This is a genomic window from Methyloceanibacter sp., from assembly GCF_041573655.1.
Classification (GTDB): Bacteria; Pseudomonadota; Alphaproteobacteria; order Rhizobiales; family Methyloligellaceae; genus Methyloceanibacter.
This window is the reverse complement of the sequence record NZ_JBFFQD010000046.1, coordinates 1-16008: the sequence shown is the minus strand read 5'-3', so window position 1 is coordinate 16008 and position 16008 is coordinate 1. Positions and strand designations below refer to the sequence as shown.

Genomic DNA, 16008 nt, shown 5'->3' with positions numbered 1-16008 from the left:
GTCCTTGGGCGTGGCGGAAAAGGTTTTCATGGCTCGCATCACTTCGGGTGGTCGAAAGATCGGCGCTTCTAACGGCTGGGCGGGATGTGGTCAAGCGAATTGGGTTTTCGGTGCATAATCAGTGCGCTAAGTGTGTGGTATTGCGCTACCGCTAGCAACACTGCTGATTTCGCGTGCCTTTTTAGGCGTTTCCTGTAAGGCGTTTGGCAGCGCGCGAAAAGCCTTTTGGACGGTGAAATGGTCGAGCACGACATCCTGCTCCAGGAAGCCCAAGGCCCGGTCCTTGTCCTGACCCTGAACCGGCCGGGAGCGCGCAATTGCCTCTCCATGGATCTGATGACGGCGCTGCACCGCGCCATAGACGGCGCCGGCGCGGCGGACGCGGTCCGCGCCGTGGTGATTGCGGGGCACGGCCCCGCCTTTTCTTCGGGCCACGACCTGAAGGAGCTCACCGCCCATCGCGACGACCCGGACAAGGGCGGCAGTTTTTATGCGGACACCATGCGCGTCTGTTCCGACATGATGCTCGCCATCGTGCGTTGTCCGAAACCCGTCATTGCCGCGGTGAACGGCATTGCCACGGCGGCAGGCTGTCAGCTCGTCGCCACATGCGATCTTGCCGTGGCCGCGGACGATGCGCGCTTCGCCACGCCCGGCGTCAATATCGGGCTCTTTTGTTCAACGCCCATGGTGGCACTCAGCCGTAATGTCTCGCGCAAAGCCGCCATGGAGATGTTGCTTTTTGGCGACATGGTCGAGGCGGAGGACGCAAAGACGCTTGGACTCATCAATCGCGTGGTGCCGGCGGATCAGGTCGTGAATGAAGCGATCGCGTTCGGCCGGAAGATTGCAGAGAAGCCCGCGCGTACGGTGAAGACCGGCAAGGAGGCATTCTACACACAAGCCGAGATGACGCTGGAAGAGGCTTACCGTTATACGGCCGACGTCATGGTGGCGAACATGCTCGGTGCGGAGTCACAAGAAGGCATCGGCGCCTTCCTCGACAAGCGGACACCCAATTGGCCGCGCTAAAGGCCCATCTTCGTAACTGGCCGACAGCGCGATATAGATTGCTATAGTGTTCGTCAAACACCGGTGAGAGGGAGACCGAAGATGTCAGAAGAGCGTACGCCCGGGTTCAACACGCTTGCCATTCATGCCGGGGCTCAGCCGGATCCAACAACAGGCGCGCGCGTCACACCGATCTATCAGACGACATCTTTCGTGTTCGACGACGTCGACCACGCCGCCGCACTGTTCAACCTCGAGCAGTTCGGCAACATCTATACCCGCATCATGAACCCGACCCAGGCCGCGCTCGAAGAGCGCATGGCAGCGCTGGAAGGTGGTACGGCGGCCCTTGCGGTCGCGTCAGGGCATGCAGCGCAAGCGATCGTGTTTCATACGCTGATGGAGCCCGGGGATGAGTTCATCGCCGCGCGCCAGCTCTATGGCGGGTCGATCAACCAGTTCGGCGAGGCCTTCAAGAAATTCGACTGGCACGTGAAATGGGCCGACACCACGGACGCGGAGTCTTTCCGGGCGCAGGTCACGCCCAAAACCCGGGCCATCTTCGTTGAGTCTATCGCCAATCCCGGCGGCGTCATCACCGACCTGGAGGCAATCTCCGCGGTCGCCAAGGAGGCGGGTGTGCCGCTGATCGTCGACAACACGCTGGCGTCGCCTTACCTCACGCGCGCGAAGGATCACGGCGCCGACATCATCGTGCATTCGCTGACCAAGTTTCTCGGCGGTCACGGCAACTCGATCGGCGGGGTGATTGTTGATTGCGGCACGTTCGATTGGATGGGTAGCGGGCGCTACCCGACCATTACGGCTCCCTGCCCCAGCTATCATGGCATGACACTCGGCGAGACCTTCGGCAATTTCGCCTTCGCCATCGCCGCACGCGTCCTGGGTTTGCGCGACCTTGGTCCTGCGATCGCACCGATGAACGCGTTCCTCGTTCTGACCGGTATCGAAACGCTGCCTTTACGCATGCAGCGCCATTGCGACAACGCACTCAAAGTCTCCACATGGCTGTCGGGTCACGACAAAGTGGCTTGGGTGAACTATGCGGGCCTGCCGGACAACGCCTTCCATGCGCTCGCGCAGCGCTATTGCCCGGCCGGTGCCGGCGCGGTGTTCACCTTTGGCTTGAAGGGCGGTTATGACGCTGGCATCGCACTCGTCAGCAAGGTCGAACTCTTCAGCCACCTCGCCAATATCGGCGACACGCGCAGCCTGATCATTCACCCCGCCTCGACCACGCATCGGCAATTGTCCGACGAGAACCGCGAGAGCGCCGGCGCGGGTGCCGATGTCGTGCGTCTATCGATCGGGCTTGAGAGCGTGGACGACATCATCGCCGATCTCGATCAGGCACTGGCAGCGGTCTGAGCCTCCGCGGGTTCGTGGCCCGCGAGCCAGGCATGGTAGAGCGCGGCAGCGAAGACCAGAATTGCGCCCGCCTGGTGCGCGAGGCCGAGTTCCAAAGGCACCGCGAGCAGTAGCGTCCATACGCCGAGCGTTGCTTGCAGCACAGACAGCACGGCGAGCGTGGCGGCGCTGCCGACAAGGGTTTGATGCCCACGCACGGCGAGCCATATCGCTTGCAGAACAGTCGCAACGACGACGGCATAGCCCAGCATGCGGTGATCGAACTGCACCGTCAGCGGGTTCTCAAACAGGTTGAGATACCAGGGCGAAGCCTCGCCTAAGCCGCTCGGAATGAACGCGCCGTTGAGGAGCGGCCAGGTGTTGAAGCCGAGCCCGCCGTCAATGCCGGCAACCAGCGCGCCGGAGAGGAGCTGCACAAAGATCAGCAGCAGCACGAGCCAGGCGACAATGGCCGGAGCGCCGCCCCGCGCCGCTTGCCGTTCGCTCAAGCCCAGCAGCAGCCAAAGTGTGTAGCCTAGAATCGCAACGGCCAGTCCGAAATGCGCGGCGAGCCGGTACTGGCTGACATCGACGCGGTCTACCAGCCCGCTCTTGACCATGTACCAGCCAAGTGCGCCTTGAAGACCGCCGAGCATGAAGAGCCCGATGAGCTTCGGCATCAAGGGGCGCGGAATGTAGCCCACCGCCCAAAAGCAAACGAACGGCACGAAAAACGCGAGGCCGATGAACCGGCCGAGGAAACGATGCGCCCATTCCCACCAGTAGATGCGCTTGAACGCGGAAAGGCTCATGCCCTTGTTGACTTGCGTATATTCCGGGATCTGCTTGTAGGCCTCGAAAGCCTCTTGCCAATCGCCGTCCGATAACGGCGGTATGGCGCCGACAATGGGCTGCCATTCCGTGATCGACAGGCCGGAATCGGTCAGCCGCGTGGCTCCGCCGACGAGGATCATGGCGACGATGAGAAACGCAATGCAGCCAAGCCAGAGGCGCAACGCCCGGACGTTCCCGGCGGGCATGGGTGCCGTCGAAGTCTCTGTGGCCTTGGGGCTCATGAACGCGGTGATAGCGGGCTCCGCCGCCCAACTCAATCGTGCCGCCCCTGCCCCAATGCCGCAGCGGAGGTTGCCGTGAGCGCGCATCTCCGCAAGCTCATTGGCACCGTGGTGCTGCTCGTCTTTTTGGTGCTGTATATTTGGCTCGCGGCCGCCCTCGGCTCCGGCCGCATCGTAGAGGCCCCGGCGCTTCTACAAGCCGCCTACTTTCTTGTGGCAGGGCTGTTGTGGGTGATCCCAGCAGGCCTTCTCATCCGCTGGATGCAACGTCCTGACTGATTTGGGCCCGACTGACTTTCGTCAAGCAAGACCGTATGGAGATCGCGTTGTCCTCACTGGCCGAGGGTGAGACACAAAGACAATCGCCTGGCGCGCTCCTTCTGCGTCACCAGATTAGGGACACTTGTAAAGCCGGGCTTGCCTATTTTGACCTTGGCGTGGGCAAGGCGCGGCATAAGGACGAGTGGTGCAACACCGATCAGGCGCTGTTCGACAGCTTCATCGCGTTAAAACCGCAGGGCCTCTTTGTGACGCTGCCCCGCGCTACCGTGGCGCGGCTTAAGCGGACCGTGAAATCAAACCGATATCTCTGGTCTTTGGCGCAAACTGTGCGTAAACGCCTACGCGGCAACGGGGCCTAAGGACGCCGCTAGACCGCTGCGATCCGGCCGAGCAGTCCCGACCTGCGAGACTTGCCCTTCCCATCATAGATAAAAACCGGGCATCCGAGCGACTGGAAGGTCGACAGTGCATCGCCCTCGTCAGCCACGGTGCCGCGCGCAGGTAAAACGGCGACCATCGCCGGCAACTCGAACTTCAAGGCGGGCTTCAAGGCCTCAATGGCGATGAGGTCTGCGTGCAACACCACGCAGCCATAGGCCTGAGTCAGCGCCTCAAACACACGCATGAAGGAGTCCGGCTCCGGGTCCGGTCCGCGCGTGGTGGGATTGCCGGCTGTGATGACCTGCAAGGGGCTGTCGTCGTCGACCCGGATGACATCGGCAAACTGTGCCCGGCCCGCGGCGAGATCTGTGAAACCCGGAACACGCGGCATGCCGAGTGGACCGGATACGGCGGAGCCTCCCTTGGTCAAATCGACGAGCACCACCTGTTCGTTGCGGTCGACAAGGGCTCGGGCAAGGTGGATGGCCGCATCGGTTGCATCGGCCTTCGGCGACGTGCCGGCCACGAGAAGTGCGCGCGGCAGCCCACCCGTCGCCCGTTCAAGAACCTTGTCCAACACAGTGTCGAGTGATTGGAGAACTGGACCAGCAGCCTGCCCGCCCGCTTTGCGCGTGCGCGGCATGGCGTCGAGATCGTCCGGTTCGGTGGTGGTGATGCGTTGCGTCAGATAGTGACGAAGATCGTTGGGGCTGAGTGAGGCCATGTCGTTACCTTGCGACGGCGGGTTGGACAAAGGCGCCGTCTCCTTCTTCTTGGGTCTTGCCTGCCGGAGGCGATCGAACAATGCGCTCTTGCGGCGGGCTGGTTGCGTGCGTTTAGGCTTATCGCCGGCACTTTGGACGTACTCCTTCCGCAAGCTGTCGAGCAGCCCTGTCACAGGCGCCTCATCGTCGCGCGGCACCGGTTCCGGCCGTCGTTGTGGCTCGGGCTCAAGAGCTGTTTGCGGCGTGGCCTCGACTGCCGGCTCGGGTTTCGGTTCAGGCGCCGGTTGAGCTTTGGGCTCAGGCTCGATAGCCGCTTGCGGCGTGGATGCCTGTACGGGCCGAGGCGTGGGCTCCGGCACCGGCTGAGGTGCGGCCTGAGACGTCGGTTCCTGGCCCTGTTTCTCGTTGATCTTGAGCCAGCTCGGCCGCTTGGCGGGTTTCTTCGCCTGCCACCTCGGGGGCGTGCTCGCGGTCTCGTCAGTCTTCGGCGTCGCAGACGGCGATGCGGCAATGACCATGGGGAGCTTCCGCTCGGGCGCAACGGAGGCGGCTGGCGTTGCCGTTGTTGTTCGCGCGGGTTTCCGGCGCCGCACCTCTGGAATGGACGAGCCGGCGGTAGCAGCTTGCCTGGGCTCCGGTGCATTGGCGGATGCTTTGGCAGCGGCAGAACGCTTCCGTTTCGCGCGACGAGACGGTTTGGCTTGAGGTGCCGGCACGTATTCTTGTGCTGGCGCCCCCTGAATAAGCTCACTGGCGAGCGTATATCCAACGGCAAGCAGCGCCGTTGCGGCCATGACGAGGAGCGATAGCGGGACCTTCTTGGGGAAGGACGGCAGCACGGAGGCATGCGCGCGGGACACGATGGCCGCTTGCGCCGGCACCGCGCCCATGTCGTGACGCGCGGACGCATCGCGATAGCGCGCTAGATATGATTCCAAAAGGTCGCGATTGGCCTTGGCCTCGCGCTCAAGCGCCCTGAGTCTAATCTCCGCGTCCGACTGGCCGGCCGACTTCGACTTCGCCGCATTGAGGCTCGCACGCAAGCTCGCCTCTCTTGCCGCGGCCACCTGCGCCTCATTCTCCAGGCTCTTGACTACCTTGCCCGCCTCATTGCGGATCTGGGTGCGCACGTCGGTAAGTTCGGATCTCAGCTGCTGAATACGCGGATGGGACGGCAAGAGTGTCGCTGACAACTCCGCCAGTTGACGTTGCACCTCGACCCGCTGCTCGATCAGATTGATGATGAGTTGCGACTTGAGCACTTCGGGCGTGGCGTTGATGTCGCCGTTATCGGCAAGCATCTGTTTGATCAGCTTGGCCCGGGCGCGCGCTTCAGATTCTTGCGCCTCGGACAAAATCAGCTGGCTGTTGAGCTCCGACAGTTGTTGGGCATTGAGTGTAACGTTGCCCGCGCCCGCATAGAGGCCCTTGGAGGCCTTGAACTTCTCCACCGCTTCTTCCGATTCGGTGGTTGCCTTGCGTAAGGCCTTGATCTGGTCCGCAAGCCAGGCGGTCGCGTCCTTGGTCTGCTCGATCTTCGCCGTGCGCTGCCAGCCGATATAGACGTTGGCCAATTTGTTGGCGATCTCGGCTGCAAGCTTCGGATCGCCGGAGCTGTACTCCACTGCGATCACCGACGACTTCGACAGCTGGAACACGTCGAGATTGTCGGCCAACGCGTTCGCCGCCCGCTCTTGCGCCGACTGGCGCTTGGACCCGATGCCGATCGCGTCCAACAGGCGCCTGAGAAATGTCTGGCCCGCATCGCGCTGGAATGTTGCGTTGTGGACGAGGTCGAGATCCTTGACCACTTGTAGAATCAGGTCTCGCGAGGTGAGCACCTGCACTTGGCTCTGCACCGCCTGCTCGTCCAGCGGCGTACGATAGCCGTTCCGGCCGTCTTCGCCGGTCGGCCGCGTAAAGGCCGAATCCTCGTTCTGCACCAGGATTCGCGCTTCGGAGGTGTAGAGCGGCCGCATCATCGACAGGCCGATAAAGGTGATCGCGCCAGCTAGAAGCGTTAGCCCCAGAATCCAACGCTTTGCCCGCCACAGCGCATGGCCGAGCGTGGCAAGGTCGATGTCGGCTGCCGGCAAAGTTTTAGACGTGCTCACTTGAGGCGACTCCTAACGCAAGATGGCTCATTAGGCGCAGATTGCCGTAACCAAAAGCTTAAGCGGCGCATCGCTTCGGCACGCCTGCTCAGCATTCGTTAACCATGCAAGAGTAGCTTCGGACCATGTTGGAGTTCGAAAGCGCGCCGCATGGCTAGATTTGCGACCAGACTCGGCCTGCTGTTGCTTGTCAGTCTCATTGCGGGGCTTACAGGCTGCAAGGGCGGCGCCGTGCCGGGGTTAACGACGCCGGACTTCGCGCTGTCCACCCCTGCGCCACTGCCGGCCCCGGGCGAGGCCTATCCGGCGGGCGCAGGCCGCGCGCCTCCCGGTGTGCCTGTGATCCCCAACGAGACCTACACGCTCGATTCGGGCGACAGCGTCCGCATCATCGTCTTCGGCCAGCAGAACCTCTCCAACGTCTATAGCGTCGACGGCTCCGGCGCCGTGGCCATGCCGCTGATCGGGCCGGTCCGCGCCCGCGGGCTGACCACGTTCGAGCTCTCCTCGTAGATTGCCAAAAAGCTCGCCCGCAAATACGTCAAGGATCCGAAGGTCACCGTGGAGGTGGCCACCTACCGGCTCTTCTTCATCCTGGGTGAAGTCAACCGGCCGGGCCAATATCCTTACGTCAGCGCCATGACCGTGGAGGCCGCCGCCGCCATCGCCGAGGGCTATACCGAGCGCGCCAAGAAGCGCTACGTCCGCCTCACCAGGCGCTTCGGCGGCGTCATGTCCACCGTCATGGTCCCGACCGATTACCCCGTTCAGCCCGGCGACACTATTTACGTCCGCGAACGCTTCTTCTAAAGCTCATGGGAAAGCCTTTCCCCCTACCGGCCCTGAAGTCCCGTGAGTTCCAACTTCCGCATTCTCCATTGTCTACGTGCGCCCGTCGGAGGGCTGTTCCGTCACGTGCACGATCTGGCCCTTGGCCAAGCGGAGATGGGCGCGGAGGTCGGGATCGTCTGCGATTCCCGCACGGGCGGCGGCAGCGATCTCGATGTGGCGCTGAGCCGGCTCAAGGACAACTGTGCGCTTGGTGTCACGCGGATTCCCATGGCGCGTACCCCCGGGTTCAACGATTGGCGGGTCTACCGGAAGATCGCCAAGCTCGCACGCAAGCTCGACGTGGACGTTCTGCATGGCCACGGGGCCAAGGGGGGCGCCTATGCGCGCCTTGCCGGCCGAGGTTTACGGAAGAAAAAGGGCACCAAGGTCGTCTACACGCCACATGGCGGCGTGCTTCACTATTCGCCCTCCGCGCTGTCGGGACGGCTCTATCTCGCCCTTGAGCGCAAGCTGGGGCCGATGACCGACGGCCTCATTTTCGAGAGCGTGTATACCGGGAACCGCTACGTAGAATTAGTCGGGCCGCCGGTTTGCCCGGTCCGGGTCATCGTCAATGGCCTGCACCGGCACGAGTTCTACGAATCCCTGCTGGCAGACGATGCGGCGGACTTCGTCTTCGTTGGCGAGTTGCGCAAACTCAAAGGCGTCGACGTTTTCCTCGAAGCGTTGGCGGCACATCAGACGATCTTCCCGGGCCGCGCCATCATCGTGGGCTCCGGCCCTGACGAAAAACACTTCAAGCGCATGGCGCGTAAGCTCGGGTTGACCTCCAGGGTGATGTTCTCAGGCCCTCAGCCCGCCAGTACCGCGTTCGTGCGTGCACGCTGCGTCGTCGTGCCCAGCCGGGCGGAGTCCCTTCCCTATATCGTGCTCGAAGCGGCCGCGGCGCAGATGCCGATGATCGCATCGAATGTCGGCGGCATTCCGGAGATCGTTGGCGACGTTCCCATGCCGCTGATCCCTCCAGGGGACGTCGATGCCCTGGCGGGCCAGTTGCGAGCCTTCCTCGCCGATCCCAATCCCTTCCTCCGCCGCGCCGAGGAGCTTCAACGCCACGTCGCTCAGCAGTTCACGGTCGAGGCAATGACCCGGGACACGGTGGATTTCTATATTTCCGAGCTCGGCGCGGGCATTCACAAATTGCCCGAGCTCTCAGCGGAAACGACCTCTTAACCATAGGTCAAGCGGAGCCTTCCGCACCCTTCCGCCTTCACCCATCAAGAAGGGCTGTCATGCGATGACTAGAGGCTCGGAGCCGTCCGGCTCAGGGTCGCGTCAACGCCCGGCTTTGGACGCGGACGACCATCCTCTCGATGGTAATGGCTGCCGTGTGCGCCGTGGGCGTACTCGTCGCGGCCCAGAGCATCCCGAAGGTCGCGGAGATCGTCGGCCAGCGTGCATCCTTCGAGCAATCCTACGACGTTGGCCCGCAAGGCCGCTTCGGCGGCCAACGCAAGGCTGTCGAACTTGTGGCCACGCATCCCTTGGGGATCGGCGCGCTTGAGTTCGGACGCGTCCACCATGTCGAGGACGTGCACCAGGTCTATCTCGCCATGTATCTCAATGCGGGCTGGATTGGTGGAACGCTCTACCTATTCCTCGTCCTGGCGACGATCATGCTCGGTCTCAGACTGGTGCTGCGCGACCGGGGCGGGACCGGCATCAGTGCCGTACTCGTCGCCGCGTTTATCGGCATGGCGCTCGAAGGCGCGGTGATCGACACCGACCACTGGCGGCACTTCTACCTGGTCATGGCGATGATTTGGGGTATGGCGCTGGTGGCGCCGCGTGCCGTGCGGGACAACTGGTCCTAAGCACCTAGAGAAGTGGTCGGAGCGGGGAGATTTGAACTCCCGACCCCCGGTCCCCCAGACCGGTGCGCTAACCGGGCTGCGCTACGCTCCGACGTCTCGATAGGTGAGAGTGCTGCATATACGCCTTTGCGCCCCTGAGACAAGCAAAAGGTCTCGTGGCCAAAGGGGTCTCTAGTCTTTGGTATCGGCGTCCGCCAACAACCGATGGCAAGCCTCGAGCTCCTCGAGGAGCGCGCCGAGCGTGTCGCCGTTGGGCGCGCTGCCAGGACGATAGACCCCAGGCCCCTGTGCCGCTTCGGCGGCGATGTCGGGAATATAGGGCGCCGCGATTTCGTCATCCCCGGACATCTCGGCGAGACGCCGGTAGTCCATGACGTAGCGGGGGCCCTGCTCGCGCAGAATCTTCTGGACACCCCGGATGGTGTAGCCGTCGTTGTAGAGCAGGAAACGGATGCCGCGTAGAAGCGCCACGTCTTCGGGCCGGTAGTAACGCCGGCCACCACCGCGCTTCATGGGTTTGAGCTGAGCGAACTTGGCTTCCCAAAACCGCAAGACGTGCTTGGGGACCTCCAGCTCGTCAGCGACTTCGCTAATGGTGCGAAAGGCCTCCGGCGCCTTCTCCAACCCTTCGTCCTCCTGACGTCAAGTCCCGCGGCTACTCGGCGGCCTTCGACCGGGATAGCGCTTCGTTGATGCGCTGCTTCATGATGTTGCTCGCGCGGAAGACGAGCACCCGCCGGGGCGTAATTGGAACTTCCTGACCCGTCTTCGGGTTCCGTCCAATACGCTCGCCTTTGTCGCGAATGCCAAAAGATCCGAATGAGGACAACTTGACCGGATCGCCGCGCTCGAGGCTCGTCACGATTTCGCGCAGCACAAGCTCCACGATCTCGGCGGACTCATTCCGAGGCAAACCAACCTTCTGGAAGACGGCCTCCGCAAGGTCGGCCCGTGTTAGTGTCTTCCCGCTCATCGTCGTACGGCTCCCCCAAAGTCGCGGGATGAACCAAGATGCTAGCCGAGCGCGTGCTTGTGGGTCAATCTCAGACGCAATCAAATTCCTGATTTTGCGTCATATTCTGGCCAGGTGTGACATTCCCAGCACGTAGTCACCAGCGAATGAGCAAGGCACCCCAGGTGAATCCGCCGCCCATGGCCTCTAGGAGCACCAAATCGCCGCTCTTAATGCGCCCATCGGTGTAAGCCTCGGTTAAAGCCAGTGGAATTGAGGCCGCCGAGGTATTGGCGTGCTTATCGACTGTTATGACGACCCGCTCCGGCGCGAGCCCAAGCTTCCGCGCTGCCCCGTCCAAAATCCGCTTATTGGCTTGGTGGGGCACGAACCAGTCGATGTCGGCCGCCTCATAGCCCGCCTTGCCGAGGGTCTCGGTGATGACTTGGCTGATCTTGGTGACGGCGTGACGAAAAACTTCGGGCCCGTCCATGCGAAGATGGCCGACCGTGCCTGTCGAAGACGGACCGCCGTCTACATAGAGCTTGTCCCTGTAGCGGCCGTCTGACCGAAGACACGTCGCCAAGATTCCCCGCTCGGTGTCGACGCCATTCAGCTTCTGCGCCTCGACGACGACGGCGCCTGCGCCATCTCCAAAGAGCACGCATGTTGAGCGGTCCTCCCAATCCAAAATGCGAGAGAAGGCCTCTGCACCGATGACCAAGGCCCGATTGAACTGGCCGCTCTTCAGGTAGTTGTCCGCTGTCGACAGAGCAAAGACGAAGCCCGAACAGACCGCTTGAACGTCGAATGCTGCGCCATGCGTAATTCCGAGTTCGGCCTGGATGGTCACCGCGGACGCCGGAAATGTCTGATCGGGCGTCGAGGTCGCCAGGATGATGAGGTCGATGTCGTCAGGTTCCAGCCCGGCATCGGCGAGCGCGGCTTTCGCGGCCGCCGCGCCCATGGACGAGGTGAGTTCGCCATCGGCGACGATGTGGCGCTTGCGAATGCCGGTCCGGGCGGTGATCCACTGATCGGACGTGTCGACGAGCGCCTCCAGGTCCGCGTTGGTGACCACGCGGGCGGGCAAATACCCGCCAACTCCCTTGATGACTGACCGTATGGTACTCAATTCAGACGCTCCCAAGCCTACGCCGCACCTTCAAGCTCGAGCTTGGTGTGGAACTGGGCTACGTCGCTCCCGAGGCGCTTCACTACGCCACTCGACGCCATCTCATAGGCAAGGTCCACGGCACTGGCGAAACCCGTGGCATCGGTTCCACCGTGGCTCTTGACGGCGATGCCGTTGAGCCCAAGGAAGATGCCGCCATTCAGCTGGCGCGGATCCATCTTTTCCTTGAGTGCGCGAAAGGCGCCTTGGGCCAGGATCGCGCCGAGGCGAGCCAGGAGCGACCGCCCCATGGCGGCACGTAGGTACTCGCCGATTTGCTTAGCCGTTCCCTCGGCGGTCTTCAAGGCGATGTTGCCGGTGAAGCCGTCGGTGACGACAACATCCACGACGTCGTGACCGATATCGTCACCCTCGACGAAGCCGTGATAGCGGATAGGGAGTGGCGCCTCTCGCAGCACCTGGGCCGCTTCCTTGATCTGCTCAACCCCCTTGACCTCTTCGACGCCGATATTGAGGAGACCGACAGATGGTCTCTCCATGCCGAACAGGGCTCGGGCCATCGCCGCGCCCATCAGGGCAAACTCGACGATCTGGCGGCTATCGGCGCCAACATTCGCACCGACATCGAGCACGATGCACTCCGCCGCAACCGTCGGCCAGATCGCCGCGATAGCGGGACGGTCGATGCCTTTGACGGTCTTCAAACAGAACTTTGACATGGCCATGAGCGCGCCAGTATTGCCGGCGGACACGACCGCATCGGCCTTACCGTCGCGGACGGCCTGGATGGCGAGCCACATGCTGGACTTCCAGCGGCCGCGGCGAAGAGCCTGGCTCGGCTTGGCGTCCATGGCAATGGCGACGTCCGTGTGGACGACCTCCGACCGCTCGGCCAGCTGCGGATAGGCGGCGAGCTCGGCCACGATCTTGGCCTCGTCGCCGACCAAGATGAAGCGCATGGGCGGATGACGGACGAGCGCAATTGCGGCCGCCGGAATGACCACGCTTGGACCGTGGTCGCCGCCCATGGCGTCGAGCGCTATGGTGACTGGATCACCCATTCCTCACACCGATCTGGAAGACGCTAGGCCGCGGCGGCCGGGCCGCAGCAACCCCCGAGAACGCAACCCGAATAGACTTAAAAGCGGGGCGGTGACAACCTCATTTTGGGCTTAATCCCCCGCCCGCTGGCCTTTCTTGAGCTTCTGAAGGGCCGCGAAAGGCCCGCTTTCCGCCTCTTCCGCGGCTCCGCTGCCTTGCGACCATTGGAAGCTTGCTCCCTCTTTCTTGGGATAAGGGTCCAGAGCGGTGGCCAAACTCTCATAGACCACGGGACCGAGATCGAAGGCCCCGTCTACGATGCTCTCAGGCCAATCTAGGAGGCCCACTTGCCCAGGATCCTCGGCTTTGTGCTCCAAATCGGCCACCAAACTTTCCGGCCAGAACTCCATCTCCACGGGAATATCCACCGCCACCGGAAGCGGCTCCAGCGAGACCACACAGGTCTGCGTAAAGTCGGCTGTGAGACGTCCTGACAGGTGGATGCGGCCACCCCCGCCACGGCGCAATGTGTAGTCGAAGCGAAGCGCGCCCAAGGCGACCAATTCGAGCAGGGCCTTGATCGCCTCACGCTCGGCCGCGCTTCCCTCGATCGTTTGCGGGGCATTGTCCACGATGTCGATGACGCGGATTTCGCGCGACAGTGGCGGCGGGGCTTGCTCGTCTTCGGCGATGGGGTCGGTCATGCTGTTTTCGCGCCTTCTGTCAGCCTCAGATCCTCGGAAAGCTGACCTTGCCGGCGCAGATGCCGCCAATAGGTTTGTCGTCCAAATGCTGGACAACCCTTAGAACATAGGGCGTCAGCGCCGCGCTTGCAGCCTTCGAGGGCTCACCCTCACCCGGCAGCGTCGCCTCAATGGCGCTTTGCAGAGCGCCCGCGCCCTCGCTCAAGGCGCTCTCGAAGCTTTCGAGCTGGCCGGCGCCGGAGGCCATCAGCTTTCTCATCTTCTTCGGCACCGCCATGTCCCCGACCCCGAGCTCCCGCAGCACGGTCTCCATGTCGGCCGAGAAGCGGTCGGCCACATCCTGGGCCATGCGCGCCGCCTCAGGCGTTCCCGCCTGTTTCAGCCGGTGGAGCACCGTGAACAGATGCAGCGACAGCACCACGTACCGGCCCTCGAGGTTATCGGGGACCCCAAACCCCTGATAGAAAATAGGAAGCCGTGCCCGCGCCACAATCGCGCCATAGAGTTGGTCAGCTTGGGGTACCTTGCGATGCCACGGCAGCAAGGCGGCGAGAGGCTTCAAAGACAGGGCCATTTCGTCTAGCTATTTCACACTTCCGGCCCGCTTCGCGCGCGGGTCTGACCGAGGGGACGTCCGAATCTTGCCAAAGGTCAAGTCTGCATCTGCTTGGGCTTCCCTGCCCTTGCTCGCGGCGCTGCTCATCGGGGCGGCGCCCATTGCCGGCTGCGGCGGTCAAATCGACCGGCATGGGCACGTCTTTATCGACGTGGATCTCGACCAACTCCAGCCGGGCATGTCCAAGGACGACGTCAAGACGGCCCTCGGCTCGCCCGATACGACGAGCGCCATCGCCGGTGACGCATATTACTACATTTCGACGACCACTAAGACGGTGGCCTTCCTGAAGCCCAAAGAGATCGATCGTCAGGTCGTCGCCGTCTACTTCGACGGCACGGAGCGTGTCCGTCGCGTGTCCAACTACGGCATGAAGGACGGCATCGTCATCGACTACCACGACGACGAGACCCCTGCCCGCGGCAAGGACGTGGACTTGGTCGATCAGATTTTCGGCAATATTGCAAGCCGGGGCATTGCGAGGGAGCAGAGCAAGGGCAAGAGCGGCGGCGCGTCGGGTATTCCGGGCATCTAGCGGACAACACGCCCAGAGCAAGCAGCGCGCCTAAAGAAAGGCCCCGCTTCGTTTGGAGCGAGGCCTTTTTGTCTTCCGCAATGTCTGACGGCGTTTAGCCGCTGTGTGCCAATACGGCGAGCAGCAGCAGCGCCACGATGTTCGTGATCTTGATCATTGGGTTCACTGCGGGGCCCGCCGTATCCTTGTAAGGATCGCCGACCGTGTCGCCGGTCACCGCGGCCTTGTGCGACTCTGAGCCCTTGCCGCCGTAGTTCCCGTCCTCGATGTACTTCTTGGCGTTGTCCCAGGCACCGCCACCAGCCGTCATGGAGATGGCGACGAACAGGCCTGTCACGATGACGCCGAGCAGCATGGCGCCGAGCGCGGAGAACGCCGCGCTCTTGCCGGCGATCCAGTCAATGACGAAGAAGAACACGACCGGTGACAGAACCGGCAGCAGCGACGGAACGATCATCTCCTTGATCGCCGCCTTGGTCAGCAGATCCACGGCACGGCCATAGTCGGGGCGATCCTCGCCCTTCATGATGCCGGGCTTGTCCTTGAACTGACGGCGCACCTCCTCAACGATGGCCGAGGCCGCACGACCGACCGCCGTCATGGCGATGCCGCCGAACAGATACGGCAGCAGACCGCCGAGGAAGAGACCAACAACCACGTAAGGGTTGGACAGGCTGAAGGTCGCATCGACGCCGGTGAAATACGGGAACTTGTCCGCATTGGCCGCGAAGTATTTGAGATCCTCGGTATAGGCCGCGAACAGCACCAACGCCCCAAGGCCGGCCGAGCCAATGGCATAGCCCTTGGTCACCGCCTTGGTGGTGTTGCCCACGGCGTCCAGGGCGTCTGTGGTCTTGCGGGTGTCTTCAGGCAGACCAGCCATTTCGGCAATGCCGCCGGCATTGTCGGTGACCGGACCGAACGCATCGAGCGCCACGATCATACCGGCCAGCGCCAGCATGACGGTCACGGCGATGGCGATACCGAACAGTCCGGCAAGCCCATAGGCGACGATGATGGCACCGATGATGATCAACGCAGGAAGCGCCGTCGATTCGAGTGAGATCGCGAGGCCCTGAATGACGTTCGTCCCGTGGCCGGTGACGGACGCCTTGGCGATCGACTGCACCGGGCGGTAGTTCGTGCCCGTGTAGTACTCGGTGATAACCACGACCAGCGCGGTCACTACGAGCCCAACGACGCCACAGAAGTAGAGTGACAGGCCGGTAAAGCTCACGTCGCCGACCCTCATGACCGTGTCCATGCCGACAAGCCAGTCTGTGACGGGATAGAGCAGGATGAGAGACAAGACGCCGGTTGCGATCACGCCCTTGTACAGCGCACCCATGATCGACTTGCTCGAACCGAGACGTACGAAATAGGTGCCGATGATCGAGGTGAT

Annotated in this window: 18 protein-coding genes and 1 tRNA gene; 9 read left to right on the top strand and 10 right to left on the bottom strand. The window is 62.8% G+C overall.

The annotated features are described in order from the left end of the window. The first annotated feature begins 237 nt into the window (after positions 1–237). Together ABY454_RS10105 and ABY454_RS10100 are read left to right on the top strand one after the other, a co-directional pair. Positions 238–1032: an enoyl-CoA hydratase gene (locus ABY454_RS10105; RefSeq protein ID WP_372930349.1), complete on the top strand. Its 795-nt coding sequence runs from the start codon at positions 238–240 to the stop codon at positions 1030–1032. Positions 1033–1113: 81 nt separating this feature from the next. Beyond that, positions 1114–2400: an O-acetylhomoserine aminocarboxypropyltransferase gene (locus tag ABY454_RS10100; RefSeq protein ID WP_372930347.1), complete on the top strand. Its 1287-nt coding sequence runs from the start codon at positions 1114–1116 to the stop codon at positions 2398–2400. Here ABY454_RS10100 and ABY454_RS10095 read toward each other — a convergent pair. Continuing rightward, entirely contained in the window at positions 2379–3419 is a 1041-nt protein-coding gene (locus ABY454_RS10095; RefSeq protein WP_372930345.1) for a COX15/CtaA family protein, read from the bottom strand. The two genes, ABY454_RS10100 and ABY454_RS10095, sit on opposite strands and share 22 nt — an antisense overlap. Positions 3420–3530: 111 nt before the next feature. Between ABY454_RS10095 and ABY454_RS10090 the strand changes: the two genes are divergently transcribed. Further along, positions 3531–3734 (top strand): DUF2842 domain-containing protein, encoded by a 204-nt coding sequence (locus ABY454_RS10090; protein WP_372930344.1) that lies wholly within the window; start codon positions 3531–3533, stop codon positions 3732–3734. Further along, positions 3731–4096, top strand: a complete 366-nt coding sequence (locus ABY454_RS10085) for a GNAT family N-acetyltransferase (RefSeq protein ID WP_372930351.1) — start codon at positions 3731–3733, stop codon at positions 4094–4096. The genes ABY454_RS10090 and ABY454_RS10085 overlap by 4 nt, the downstream gene beginning before the upstream one ends. An 8-nt stretch (positions 4097–4104) precedes the next feature. Here the strand turns inward: ABY454_RS10085 and ABY454_RS10080 are convergent, their stop codons facing one another. After that, positions 4105–6957 carry a Wzz/FepE/Etk N-terminal domain-containing protein gene (locus ABY454_RS10080; protein ID WP_372930342.1) on the bottom strand — a complete coding sequence of 951 codons (2853 nt, stop codon included), beginning with the start codon at positions 6955–6957 and terminating at the stop codon, positions 4105–4107. A 150-nt stretch (positions 6958–7107) separates the two neighbouring features. Between ABY454_RS10080 and ABY454_RS10075 the strand changes: the two genes are divergently transcribed. From ABY454_RS10075 to ABY454_RS10060, 4 genes are all read left to right on the top strand, one after another. Then, the gene (locus ABY454_RS10075) at positions 7108–7470 is read left to right on the top strand and encodes a polysaccharide biosynthesis/export family protein (RefSeq protein ID WP_372930341.1); all 363 of its coding nucleotides are present in this window, start codon (positions 7108–7110) and stop codon (positions 7468–7470) included. Positions 7471–7518: 48 nt separating this feature from the next. After that, positions 7519–7767 carry a polysaccharide biosynthesis/export family protein gene (locus ABY454_RS10070; protein ID WP_372930339.1) on the top strand — a complete coding sequence of 83 codons (249 nt, stop codon included), beginning with the start codon at positions 7519–7521 and terminating at the stop codon, positions 7765–7767. A 42-nt stretch (positions 7768–7809) separates the two neighbouring features. After that, positions 7810–8982: a glycosyltransferase family 4 protein gene (locus ABY454_RS10065; RefSeq protein WP_372930338.1), complete on the top strand. Its 1173-nt coding sequence runs from the start codon at positions 7810–7812 to the stop codon at positions 8980–8982. Positions 8983–9128: 146 nt separating this feature from the next. Continuing rightward, on the top strand, positions 9129–9623 hold the full coding sequence (locus tag ABY454_RS10060) for a hypothetical protein (protein ID WP_372930337.1): 495 nt from the start codon (positions 9129–9131) through the stop codon (positions 9621–9623). A gap of 13 nt (positions 9624–9636) precedes the next feature. Here ABY454_RS10060 and ABY454_RS10055 read toward each other — a convergent pair. The 7 genes from ABY454_RS10055 to ABY454_RS10025 all read right to left on the bottom strand — a co-directional run bounded on the left by ABY454_RS10055 (position 9637) and on the right by ABY454_RS10025 (position 14029). Next, positions 9637–9714: transfer RNA gene (locus ABY454_RS10055), tRNA-Pro, on the bottom strand. Between the two features lie 80 nt (positions 9715–9794). Further along, complete coding sequence (locus tag ABY454_RS10050) at positions 9795–10247, bottom strand: MerR family transcriptional regulator (protein ID WP_372930335.1); 453 nt, start codon at positions 10245–10247, stop codon at positions 9795–9797. Between the two features lie 31 nt (positions 10248–10278). Further along, entirely contained in the window at positions 10279–10596 is a 318-nt protein-coding gene (locus ABY454_RS10045) for an integration host factor subunit alpha (RefSeq protein ID WP_372930333.1), read from the bottom strand. Between the two features lie 136 nt (positions 10597–10732). Continuing rightward, the gene (locus ABY454_RS10040) at positions 10733–11710 is read right to left on the bottom strand and encodes a beta-ketoacyl-ACP synthase III (protein ID WP_372930331.1); all 978 of its coding nucleotides are present in this window, start codon (positions 11708–11710) and stop codon (positions 10733–10735) included. 17 nt (positions 11711–11727) lie between these two features. Beyond that, positions 11728–12771, bottom strand: a complete 1044-nt coding sequence (plsX, locus tag ABY454_RS10035) for a phosphate acyltransferase PlsX (protein WP_372930329.1) — start codon at positions 12769–12771, stop codon at positions 11728–11730. A gap of 111 nt (positions 12772–12882) precedes the next feature. Then, the gene (locus tag ABY454_RS10030; RefSeq protein WP_372930327.1) at positions 12883–13455 is read right to left on the bottom strand and encodes a DUF177 domain-containing protein; all 573 of its coding nucleotides are present in this window, start codon (positions 13453–13455) and stop codon (positions 12883–12885) included. Between the two features lie 25 nt (positions 13456–13480). Then, positions 13481–14029 carry a ubiquinol-cytochrome C chaperone family protein gene (locus tag ABY454_RS10025; protein ID WP_372930325.1) on the bottom strand — a complete coding sequence of 183 codons (549 nt, stop codon included), beginning with the start codon at positions 14027–14029 and terminating at the stop codon, positions 13481–13483. Positions 14030–14096: 67 nt separating this feature from the next. Here ABY454_RS10025 and ABY454_RS10020 point away from each other — a divergent pair, with 67 nt between their 5' ends. Next, positions 14097–14606: an outer membrane protein assembly factor BamE gene (locus tag ABY454_RS10020; RefSeq protein ID WP_372930323.1), complete on the top strand. Its 510-nt coding sequence runs from the start codon at positions 14097–14099 to the stop codon at positions 14604–14606. 94 nt (positions 14607–14700) lie between these two features. Here the strand turns inward: ABY454_RS10020 and ABY454_RS10015 are convergent. Beyond that, a partial coding sequence (locus tag ABY454_RS10015) for a sodium/proton-translocating pyrophosphatase (RefSeq protein ID WP_372930322.1) occupies positions 14701–16008 on the bottom strand: 1308 nt, incomplete at its 5' end.

Coding starts and splice junctions, on each gene's coding strand:
- ABY454_RS10060 (WP_372930337.1), top strand. CDS start 9,129: ATGGCTGCCGTGTGCGCCGTGGGCGTACTCGTCGCGGCCCAGAGCATC.
- ABY454_RS10095 (WP_372930345.1), bottom strand. CDS start 3,419: ATGCCCGCCGGGAACGTCCGGGCGTTGCGCCTCTGGCTTGGCTGCATT.
- ABY454_RS10045 (WP_372930333.1), bottom strand. CDS start 10,596: ATGAGCGGGAAGACACTAACACGGGCCGACCTTGCGGAGGCCGTCTTC.
- ABY454_RS10075 (WP_372930341.1), top strand. CDS start 7,108: ATGGCTAGATTTGCGACCAGACTCGGCCTGCTGTTGCTTGTCAGTCTC.
- ABY454_RS10030 (WP_372930327.1), bottom strand. CDS start 13,455: ATGACCGACCCCATCGCCGAAGACGAGCAAGCCCCGCCGCCACTGTCG.
- ABY454_RS10100 (WP_372930347.1), top strand. CDS start 1,114: ATGTCAGAAGAGCGTACGCCCGGGTTCAACACGCTTGCCATTCATGCC.
- plsX (WP_372930329.1), bottom strand. CDS start 12,771: ATGGGTGATCCAGTCACCATAGCGCTCGACGCCATGGGCGGCGACCAC.
- ABY454_RS10105 (WP_372930349.1), top strand. CDS start 238: ATGGTCGAGCACGACATCCTGCTCCAGGAAGCCCAAGGCCCGGTCCTT.
- ABY454_RS10025 (WP_372930325.1), bottom strand. CDS start 14,029: ATGGCCCTGTCTTTGAAGCCTCTCGCCGCCTTGCTGCCGTGGCATCGC.